Genomic DNA, 9,974 nt, shown 5'->3' on the forward strand with positions numbered 1-9,974 from the left:
TAGTGCTGCAATGTTAGGAAGGGCAGGAACCTTTTACCTTAACAATGTGTCCAAATATCCGTTTAGCGTGACCAATCACCCCTTTACAAATACATCAGCCTTTCCGGGCTTCCAGGATTTTTATACAATTACTTAGCGACCGGAAATTGTGATAGGTTGCTTTCCAGATATGCGCCTTGTTACCGGTGCGGCGCTCGGGTTCTTTGTCCAGGCCTTCTTCGTACCAGTCGCCGTACTGGTGGTCGATCAGGTAGGTTTGGGCATATTGCCACAGCTGGACGAACTTTCCAGCATAGTCCAGTGGATCATCCGGATAAAGCCGGGAACATATGAGTAAGGTATTGAGCCCTTCGGCCTGGGCCCACCAGTTCTTGCTATCCTTGATGATGGTAATGGCGGTATCGCCGGGAAAATAATAGCCCTGGTCGTAAAACCCGCCCAAAGCTTTATCCCAGCCGATGCGCAGGGAATGATCCACCATCTCTTTACCCTTGCGCAGCACATCGGCATGGCGGTAGTTGCCAACGGCTTCGGAAGCTTCCATCATCAGGTAGGCTGTTTCCACATCATGGCCAAAGGAAACATGGTCCACGTTGCGGTGCTGCAGGATGCCTTCACGGCCTTTATCCCGGAAAGTAACAGGCTTCCATTCGGGGGTAAGAAACAATTGCAGGTAGCCTTTTGGCTGTATGATTTTATCCAGCAGCAGGTCGAGCATTTCCTGCACCCTTGTTTTCACCAGCGGATCGGGCCACACATGGTAGAGTTCGGTAAAAGCTTCCAACAGGTGGATGGAAGAATTCTGATCCTTATAGCCCAGTGTGGAAGTGGAAGGTGTTTGTGCATTGCGAACGGCAGGTTTGCCATCCTGGCGGAGATTTTGAAAATACCCTTTCGCCTTTGCATCGTGGGTGTGTTGCTCCAGCCAGTAGAAGGCACGTTTTGCCAACCCCAATGCACCCGTATCTTTCGATACAGCATAGTAAGCTGCCAGGCCGTAAATACCGAAGGCATGGCCATAAGCTTCTTTCATATCGCTCTTCACCTTGCCATCCCTGCTTACCAGGTTGTGAAAGCCGCCGTTTTCCTGATCCCACATCCTGTCGCGCAAAAACAGGTAGCCATGTTTTGCCATGGGCAGGTAACGCTCATCTTTGTAAAACGCTGTCGCCTTTGCCGTTGACCAGATATGGCGGGCCTGCGTAACAATCATCTTATCCTGTGCACCCACGGGTTGCCAGTTGTAGGAAAAGGTGCTGAGATAACCACCATACTGCGTATCAATATTGCGGGGGTAAGAATGATCCAGCAGTCCTTCTTTTGCGGCATACCGCATCTGCGGCAGGATGCTGTCGGGGATGGCACCGGGCTGCGCAACAGCACTATAAAACTGGGTAGTAAAACAAATGGATAAAGCAAGTTGTACCAACCGGCTAAAAAGCGGAAAAGGCATGGCAATCGTTGTTGAATGGTGAGCGCAATCAGACGTCTTTCCCCAGGTGTCTATCATGGCGCAAGCAAATAACGGAACCCAGGAAAAAGAACAGGCAGAAACTATCCTTTGGCTAAGCATGCCATCACCCCTGCGGCCTTCCTATTGCACTTTCACGGCCTGGCGTGCCAGCAGCTTCCATTGCTTTTTATCTTTTACCCAAACCAGCAGTACATGCAGCTTTACATCGCCGGGCTTGCCCCCATCTACAGTTTGACCGGTGAGCAGGTGGCGCACCAGTGCGGTATTGTTGGCAATGGTGATCTGCTGGTTGTCGAGGTTCATGCTTTTAAAGTCGGACCTGCCGCTGGCCAGCGCACTGATATAAGCGGCCTTGTCTTCGATCTTGCCACTGGAGTGGCCATAACTCAGGCCGGGCATGGTGATGCGGTCGAGCACTGCGCTATCGGCATCAATCATGGCCTGCCGCAGGGTTTCTACCGCCCTGGCTACATCGGCTTCGTCTTTTGTTTGGGCAAACAATACATTGGTGGCAAACAGCAAGGCAAAAAACAACAGGTTCTGCTTCATCAGTAAAACGGGGTTAGGTAAGTGTTGATGTATCCACGAATATAGGTTCAGCTTTTCACTTCACTTACCTGTGGTATCGTGGGTTGCGCAAGGGCACTATTCTGTACCTCGGGTTTTGGTTCATCCTTTGGGGGGCGGTTGTGCCACCAGCTTGCCAGCGAGGAGCCGGTAATATTCATCAGCGGGCCAAAAATGGCAGGCGCCAGGCCCACAGTTGCGATCTTGCCCATTTCCTTGGCAAGGCCGGAAGCAAGACCACCGTTCTGCATGCCCACTTCAATGGCAATGGTGCGGCAATCGCGTTCGCTCATGCGAAACAGCCTGCCCGACCAGTAGCCCAGCAGGTATCCAAAAAGATTGTGCACCAGCACCACACCAATCAGCGCGGGTCCTATCTGCAACAGGCTATCCCTGCCCGCCGCCGTGATGATGACAATGATAAAGGCAATGCCAAACATCGATACCAGGGGCATCACCCTGTTAAGCCATCCTGCCTTACCGCGCAGCAACCTGTTAACGGCAAGACCGGCGCCAATAGGAATGATCACCATCTTGATAATATCCCACATCATCTTTGTTACGTCAATTTCCACCAGGGCACCAGCCAGCATTTTCATCAGCACAGGGGTAACAAAAGGCGCCAGCAAGGTAGTGACTGAAGTAATGGTAATAGACAGTGCGAGGTTGGCCTTTGCCAGGTACGACATTACATTGGAAGCCATCCCACTGGGCGAACAGCCGATCAGCACGATGCCTGCTGCAATCTCTGGGGGGAAATTGGTAAGGCTTGCCAGCGTGAAGCCAAGAAAAGGCATAATAACAAATTGGCTCGCTACGCCTATCACCACGCCCTTCGGCATCTTTACCACACCCACAAAATCCTGCATGCTCATGCTGGTACCCATACCAAACATGATCAACTGTATCAGAGGGGTGATCAGCCCGGAGAGCTTGTAGCCTCCCCATTGCTGGAAATACTGCGGGTAATAAAGAGCCAGCGCTACGGCTGCAAAAATGATGATGGTAAATGAAAAGCCTTTGAGCGCATTGCTATACCTGAAAGCAAGCGCCAACCCCAGAAAGGCAGCCATCAACAGCCAGCCAGCCCATTGGTGCTGTTGCAGCAGGGTTACCGTTATAAAGGCAGCCAGGGCAACAAGTGCAATACCATAAAAAATCTTTGCATTTGAAGAAGCGGTCATATGGAAAGAATAAATCGTTAGCGAGCAAGGATGCACTAAGGCAAAAAGATATGCCATGTTCCTTTGCCATAGTGCATGTAAAGCTTGTAGCCTAAAAAATGCCTTAACTGAAAATACGGTCGTGCGAACGCTTGGTATCCCACTCGGTTGTAGGCGCGAAGTACGACTTGTCAGAAGGATGCAGGTGTGCCTTTACCACATCGTCATTCAATTCAATACCAAGGCCCGGTGCCGTCAGCGGCAGGTTGGCAAAACCCTTGGTGATCAGTTTGCGGCCATCGGTAGTTTTTACCATATCCTCCCACCAGGGCAGGTCCACAGAGTGGTGCTCCAGTGCCAGGAAGTTTTGCGTGGCAGCGGCACAGTGCACGTTAGCCATAAACGATACCGGCGTGCCTGCCTGGTGCATGGCCATGGCAATACCATATTCTTCGGCATAGTCGCCAATGCGCTTGGTTTCGAGCAGGCCACCGGAAGAGGCCAGGTCGGGATGTACAATATCCACGGCACGTGCATCAATGAGCGGCTTGAAATTCTTTAACAGGTAAATATCCTCGCCGGTAAGCGTTGGGGTTTCCAGTGCTGCGGTCATGGTTTTCCACTGGTCGGTATACTCCCACGACACGATATCTTCCAGCCAGGCAAGCCGGTATTTTTCCAGTGCCTTGCCCAGGCGGATGCCGTTGTTGTAATCGAAGTGACCATAGTGGTCGGTTGACAATGGGATCTCATATCCAATCATGCTTCGCACATTGGCTACAATTTCCTGGAGGTGTTCCAGGCCTTTATCCGTGATCTGGATCTGGGTAAAAGGATGCAGGGTATTGCTGTAAGCCATGTAGTTGTTGCCATCACCCCATTGCGCCAGGTCGCCCTTGGCATTTTGCCAGAATTTGGCGTTTACCAAAGTATCAGGCTTGCCCTTCAATTCCCCAACCGACACGTCCATCTTCAGCCAGGTATACCCCTGGTCGTTGATGCGGTAGTTGATCAGTTTCTTTTGCTCTTCGGGCGAACTGGCCTCAGGTGTATCGGCATAAAGGCGCACATTGTTGCGATAGCGGCCACCCAGCAACTGCCATGCGGGTACATTGTAGGCCTTACCTACAATATCCCAAAGGGCCATTTCTATGGCACATACACCACCAGCCTGGCGCGACTGTCCGCCAAACTGTTTGATCTTTTTAAAGATCATTTCCACGTTACAGGGGTTTTCGCCCAGCAGCCTGCTTTTCAGCATCAGGGCATAACGCTCGTCGGCACCGTCGCGCACTTCACCCAAACCATAAATACCCTGGTTGGTATCGATGCGGATGATGGCCGTGCGGCCCAGTACGGTGGTGACGCAGTACCGGATATCGGTAATCTTCAACTCGGAAGGAGCCGAGTAGCGACGCACCTTTTGTGTGCTTTGTGCAATCACTTCTTCAACAGGTGCAAACAGGAGCGAACCACCCAGGGTGATGCCACCCAGCGCGGTTTTTTTCAGGAAGTTGCGGCGGGGGTTTTCCCGCTGTTCAACGGTTTCATTCTGGGTTGGCTCCGGATCCTTTAATCCAAGCCGGGCAAGCATTCGTTGTGATGGATTCATGATCTAAGGGATGGGTTGGTTTATTGACAATTGAAAATGCGATATGCCTGTTCCGGGTACCCGCTTTCGGCAAAGCCCCGTTTTTATGAAAGCAGCTTCAGCCAAATAGTTTTGGGAAGCAAACAGTGATGCAGCAGCTTCATCAGAACTTTTATGCTAAACTGTTTGCCACAGCTGTTGCTAACCAGTGGTATTTAAAGCCTTACTTCTTTGCCTGTGGCAGCTGCTTTGTAAATGGCCTCAACAATGCGGATATCGCGCAGGCCTTCTTCACCGGGTGCCAGCATGGGTTTGCCCTGCATGATGCTCAGCGCATCATCATCCATTTGCTTCGCCTGCTGCCAGGGAACATCATACGGGAAATTGATCACGCCCAGCGGGCTACTTCCTTTATTGCCTGCATAACCCTGGAAAGGCGACATCTTAATGCTGCCTTTTTCACAGGTGATATCGAGGTCGTTGAGGTTTTCTCCATAGCTGGTTTTAATGTCGGCAAATACGCCTCCCGGAAATGCCAGCCTTGCCACCACGGTTTCATCCAGGCCGTTGCGGTATATTTCCGGGCGGGTAGTGGATGTTTTGGCAGATACGATAGCAATGGGCTCCATACCTGCACCCAGGCGGGCGCCCTGGATGGCATATACCCCCATATCGCCCAGCACACCGCCGCCCATTTCGCGTTGCTGCTTCCAGTGGTCGGTGCGGTTTTCGCGGTAGCCGGCAGCGCTGTATACCTGCTTTACCTTGCCCAACAGTTGCTTGCCTACAATGCGCCGGTACTCCTGCGTGTTGGGCTCATGCTGGAGGCGGTAACCGATTGCCAGCTTTACTTTATTGCGGTTGCAGGCATCAATCATGGCCTGGCAATCCTGCACGGAAGGCGCCATGGGCTTTTCGCACCACACCTGCTTGCCGGCGTTGGCGGCCCGCACTACGTACTCGCGGTGCATGGAAGGCGGCAGCACCACGTACACAACATCTATATCGGGGTTGTTGGCAATGCTGTCGAAATTGGCATAGCTGTAAATATTCTTGTCTGGAATCTTGTATTGGGTTTTCCAGCGCTCGGCCTTTTCCGGCGTGCCGGTAACAATGCCTGCGAGGTAGCAATGTTGTGTTTGCTGCAGGGCAGGCGCCAGCAAATCGGTACTGTAATAGCCAAGTCCCACGAGGGCCACACCCAGCTTTTTCTTTTGCGGGCGGGTGGCAGCCAGCAATACATTGGGTGAAAACGCCAGTGCACCACCTGCAAGGGTCAGGTTTCGAAGCAGGGTTCTGCGGGTATAGTTCATCGTTGCAGGTATTGTGTTGCTAAAAGGTCTTTGCCGCTACCAGTTAAAGAGGCGAAAATTATTTTACCAGGTTCTTTTGCTCATCATCTTATCCAGCTCCTCGCGGGTCATGGCACCCAGTTCCGGATGGCCTTTCAGCCATTGCAAAAAAGCCAGTTTTATTTCATCGGTCCATTGGCTGTCGATTTGCCCGGTGGTGTATTTGCCGGTACGCACCATTTCAAATCCAAACTGGTCTTTGCGGATCACGAACTCGGCGGTGCTCACCACCTGTTCGGCCATATGCGCCGGCACAAACAAAACACCTTCGCGCTGGGCAATCACCAGGTCGCCTGGCAACACTATGGCCTGCCCGATTCGTATGGGAGTGTTCAAACCCATCAGCACCACTTCCTCCAAAAAGCTGGGATGAAAATCGCGTACAAAAGCATTGAAGCCCCTGATATTTTTCAGCTCCTGCAGGTCGCGGGATGCGCCATTAAACACCACACCATTGCCTGTTTTTGCATAAATGGCATTGGCCAGCGTGGACCCCATGAGGGTGCCGCCGCCAATTTTGCCAAAAGCATCGGCTACATACACATCACCCTGCTGCAATACCTCGATGGGCCAGGAATTGGTATTGCCTTTGCGCCCCTGCTGCTGCCCGCGTTGCTTGATCTCTTTTTCTACATCGGGGCGGCTGGGCAGGAACATGGCCGTAAGTGCCCGGCCCACTACCGGCGTAGTATCGTTTACCATGCGCCAGCCACCTTCAAACTGGTTGGTGTAGCCTTCATTTTTGAGTACCGTCCAGGCATCATCGATATAGATCTTCCTGGCCCGTTGCAATAAAGCTTCCGGCAGTTTGGGCCGCCCGTCGCTAAAACGTTCGCCCTTCCACTCTGCGGTCAGGAAGATGAGTTCCTCTTTACTGATGGTCTGCGCTTTCAATTGAAAGCTGGTAACTACAATACAGGAAAAGAGCAGGTATTTGAAAAAAGACATGTTTGGAAAATACTTGACCAACTTGATTTGAATTTCTGAAAGCTGTTTGAAGCTTGTGTGTTCTTTATTTTTTGATGACACCTGTGGCAAGTACTAATGCCCTTCCTTGCCCAGGTATTCTTCAATCTCCTGTTTGCTTACTGCAAGTTTCCTGGGGTATTTGGCCACCCAGGTACGGAACTCGTTCTTGATCTTATCATTCCAGTCGCCATGGATTTCACCGGATGGGTACTTGCTTTGTTGCAACAGGTAACGTTCAAACTCATCGCGCAGGCCCACCAGCTCCGAATCTTTCACCAGTCCCTCCACCAGGTGGGCAGGAATAAAGGCAACACCAAATTCATTGGCAAAAACCACATCGCCGGGAAACACGGTTACTTCACCAATACGGATCGGCGTATTGATGGCTGTTGGTGTCATGTCCTTGATATAGGAGGGATGATGGCCTTTTACCCATGCGTTAAATCCGGGTGTTTCCCTGAGTTCCTGCATGTCCCGCACCGACCCGTAGAACACTACGCCCCTGCCTGTTTTGCCATACACGGCATTGCCCAGGCTGGAGCCGATCAGGGTACCGTCTTTTACCTTGCCAAATCCATCGGCCACGTACACATCCCCTTTTTGCAGGATGTCGATGGGCCAGATATTGATGCCGCCTTTTTGCGAGCGGCCTTCTTCTTTACCCATTACCCGCACCAGGCTGTCCAGGTCGGGACGGGTAGGCATAAACTGGGCGGTCACTACCCTTCCGGTCATCTTTTCGCCGGGTTTGAGGATGACCCAGTTTCCCTCTACCTGGTTGCGGTAACCACGGCGATCCATATAACCCCATACCTGTTCGAGGGTACAGTTTTGCAGTCGTTCAAGAATAATGTCGGGCACATTTGGCCTGCCATCGGGCAGGCGCTCGCCGTTCCAGCGCGAGGTGAGCATTTTTACATATTCGGGGGAAGCGCCCACCCTTTGTGCCGCAACGGGCAGCAGGCTGGAGCTGAGGGCAATGGCAGCAATTAGTTTTCGGAGCAGCATGAAGGTGCGGTGATTTGGGTTTTATAAAACAAGAAAAAACTTATAAGCGTATATGCGAGCGGTTTTGAACAACCGTACAAAAGCCATTGCTGCCGAACCGGAACAACCCGGCGCAAAAAACCTTGAAGCAGGCAAAGTATGGCCACACTGTGCTTTGTCCGCTTTGTAGTATGTGCAGGCCTTATTGTTGTAAATGAAAAAAGCCCACTGAAAGCATGGGAGCAAATGGCTGGCGAAAACCCGATTTCAGGCGGATTTGCAGCAGGGACAAAACGAAGTAAAAGGTTCCGTTTAGCAAAATGGCTCATGGGCAATGGCAATCGTATTAAATGTAACAAAAACATTTGCAAACGAGCAAGACATATGCAACAGATTTCCAAAGCATTACCAATACTTCCTTTGCAGGAATAGCCATTCCGGGAAATAAAAAAGCGCCCCGTCCAAGGCGCTTTTCTCTGGGCAAGCATCCGAAAATTACAGGTTACTATCCTTGTTACCGCTGTTTCGGATGATCTCGTTCGTTGTACCCGACTCGGTACCAATTCCCGACTGGTCGCCGGTATTGCCGGTATAAGACCGGTTTTCGAGTCCAGCGCCGGAAGTGCTGCCCTTAGTGCTGCCACTGGTGCTGCTGTACCGGTCGCTATCGGTGCTGCGCGATGTGTCGCCGGCAGTGGTGCGGCTGGTATCGGTGTAGGAGCGATTACTGTCGCCATAACTGCGGCCGCTGTCGTCGCTGCTGCGGGCACCTGCATTGGACCAACTGCCGCTGCCTTGCTCCTGAACCACACGGATGCGGTTTTCTACGTTGTGCACCCCCATGATGCTTTCCACCAGGTCTTCGGCACGGCGCTTTTCGGAGCGGTTGCGAACAGTGCCGGTAAGCACTACTTCGTTGCCTTCCACTTTTACGTCAATGTCCGATGCATCTACATGGCCGTCATAAGCCAGCCGTTCGCATACATCTTCACGAATGCGGTCTTCGGAGCGCTGGTACCCACGGGGTCCTTTGCCAAAATGTTCGCCCTGGCTGCGGTAATCGCTGCTGCGGTTGCCACCTACACTGCGGCGGTTGCCGTATTCGTTGCGATCGTTGTCATCGTCATTGAACCAGCTGCGCACTTCATTTTTGGCGCGGCCCCACCAGTTGTTGTCATCATTATCCTGGCGGTTGCTTTGGTTGTAGCGGTCGCTGCCACCCATGTGCTGTCCCGATCCCTGGTAACCCGAACGGCCATAATTACCCTGGTTCATACCGCTGGAATAGCCATAGTTGCCCTGCTGGCCATAACCCTGGCGGTTGCCATAATCTTCATACGAACGACCCATGTCGCTGCCGGAAGAGCCCTGGCTGTCCCAGGCACCAAAGCCACCACCGGTGTTGCCTACCTGACCGTAGCCACCGGGATTGTAATCGTTGCCCGAACGCTGGTTGCCCTGGAACATACCGCCCTGGTAGCCTCCCTGGCGCCCATAGTTGTGTCCGCGGGCCCTGTTGGTTTCTTCTTCCCGCTGCTTCAGGTTGCCATGATACACCTCACCATACCCAGGATGCGGGGTATTGCCCTGCTGCATGTTGTAGTTGGTGTCCATGTCGCCACCTTCACGCCATTGTTCCTGCTGACGGCCCTGCTGACCCCAGCCAGATTGCTGACCGTACTGGTCGCGGTTTTGCCTGTTGTTGTCCATAACAATTGTATTTAAGGGTGAATAATCGGACTAGCATTGATGAAAAAATTGTGCCCGGAAGAGGGGAAAGCAGGAAATGGCAGGAAAGGCAGGAAAGAGCGATTTACCTGAAGGCGGAATGGTGTAATCGCCATAAAAAAAGCCGCCCGGTATTGCTACCG

Annotated in this window: 9 protein-coding genes; 1 reads left to right on the forward strand and 8 read right to left on the reverse strand. The window is 52.2% G+C overall.

What is annotated here, in order from left to right; translation table 11 throughout:
• Window positions 1-94: 94 nt before the first annotated feature.
• From BUE76_RS19770 to BUE76_RS19800, 7 genes are all read right to left on the reverse strand, one after another.
• The gene (locus tag BUE76_RS19770) at window positions 95-1,453 is read right to left on the reverse strand and encodes an AGE family epimerase/isomerase (RefSeq protein ID WP_083596572.1); all 1,359 of its coding nucleotides are present in this window, start codon (window positions 1,451-1,453) and stop codon (window positions 95-97) included.
• A 141-nt stretch (window positions 1,454-1,594) separates the two neighbouring features.
• The gene (locus BUE76_RS19775) at window positions 1,595-2,023 is read right to left on the reverse strand and encodes a nuclear transport factor 2 family protein (RefSeq protein WP_073044611.1); all 429 of its coding nucleotides are present in this window, start codon (window positions 2,021-2,023) and stop codon (window positions 1,595-1,597) included.
• Window positions 2,024-2,070: 47 nt separating this feature from the next.
• Entirely contained in the window at window positions 2,071-3,225 is a 1,155-nt protein-coding gene (locus BUE76_RS19780; protein ID WP_073044609.1) for a bile acid:sodium symporter family protein, read from the reverse strand.
• 103 nt (window positions 3,226-3,328) lie between these two features.
• Window positions 3,329-4,816, reverse strand: a complete 1,488-nt coding sequence (locus tag BUE76_RS19785; RefSeq protein ID WP_083596571.1) for a mandelate racemase/muconate lactonizing enzyme family protein — start codon at window positions 4,814-4,816, stop codon at window positions 3,329-3,331.
• Window positions 4,817-5,010: 194 nt separating this feature from the next.
• The gene (locus tag BUE76_RS19790; RefSeq protein ID WP_073044605.1) at window positions 5,011-6,108 is read right to left on the reverse strand and encodes a Gfo/Idh/MocA family protein; all 1,098 of its coding nucleotides are present in this window, start codon (window positions 6,106-6,108) and stop codon (window positions 5,011-5,013) included.
• A gap of 63 nt (window positions 6,109-6,171) precedes the next feature.
• On the reverse strand, window positions 6,172-7,095 hold the full coding sequence (locus BUE76_RS19795; RefSeq protein WP_073044603.1) for an RraA family protein: 924 nt from the start codon (window positions 7,093-7,095) through the stop codon (window positions 6,172-6,174).
• A 93-nt stretch (window positions 7,096-7,188) separates the two neighbouring features.
• Entirely contained in the window at window positions 7,189-8,124 is a 936-nt protein-coding gene (locus tag BUE76_RS19800) for an RraA family protein (RefSeq protein ID WP_073044601.1), read from the reverse strand.
• 138 nt (window positions 8,125-8,262) lie between these two features.
• Here BUE76_RS19800 and BUE76_RS24270 point away from each other — a divergent pair, with 138 nt between their 5' ends.
• The gene (locus BUE76_RS24270; RefSeq protein WP_143157343.1) at window positions 8,263-8,535 is read left to right on the forward strand and encodes a hypothetical protein; all 273 of its coding nucleotides are present in this window, start codon (window positions 8,263-8,265) and stop codon (window positions 8,533-8,535) included.
• A gap of 63 nt (window positions 8,536-8,598) precedes the next feature.
• Here the strand turns inward: BUE76_RS24270 and BUE76_RS19805 are convergent, their stop codons facing one another.
• Entirely contained in the window at window positions 8,599-9,813 is a 1,215-nt protein-coding gene (locus BUE76_RS19805; protein ID WP_073044599.1) for a BON domain-containing protein, read from the reverse strand.
• Between the last annotated feature and the right edge of the window lie 161 nt (window positions 9,814-9,974).

It is taken from the genome of Cnuella takakiae, from assembly GCF_001953305.1.
Taxonomy (GTDB): Bacteria; Bacteroidota; Bacteroidia; order Chitinophagales; family Chitinophagaceae; genus Flavisolibacter; species Flavisolibacter takakiae.

Coding starts and splice junctions, on each gene's coding strand:
- BUE76_RS19770 (WP_083596572.1), bottom strand. CDS start 1,453: ATGCCTTTTCCGCTTTTTAGCCGGTTGGTACAACTTGCTTTATCCATT.
- BUE76_RS19775 (WP_073044611.1), bottom strand. CDS start 2,023: ATGAAGCAGAACCTGTTGTTTTTTGCCTTGCTGTTTGCCACCAATGTA.
- BUE76_RS19780 (WP_073044609.1), bottom strand. CDS start 3,225: ATGACCGCTTCTTCAAATGCAAAGATTTTTTATGGTATTGCACTTGTT.
- BUE76_RS19785 (WP_083596571.1), bottom strand. CDS start 4,816: ATGAATCCATCACAACGAATGCTTGCCCGGCTTGGATTAAAGGATCCG.
- BUE76_RS19790 (WP_073044605.1), bottom strand. CDS start 6,108: ATGAACTATACCCGCAGAACCCTGCTTCGAAACCTGACCCTTGCAGGT.
- BUE76_RS19795 (WP_073044603.1), bottom strand. CDS start 7,095: ATGTCTTTTTTCAAATACCTGCTCTTTTCCTGTATTGTAGTTACCAGC.
- BUE76_RS19800 (WP_073044601.1), bottom strand. CDS start 8,124: ATGCTGCTCCGAAAACTAATTGCTGCCATTGCCCTCAGCTCCAGCCTG.
- BUE76_RS24270 (WP_143157343.1), top strand. CDS start 8,263: ATGGCCACACTGTGCTTTGTCCGCTTTGTAGTATGTGCAGGCCTTATT.
- BUE76_RS19805 (WP_073044599.1), bottom strand. CDS start 9,813: ATGGACAACAACAGGCAAAACCGCGACCAGTACGGTCAGCAATCTGGC.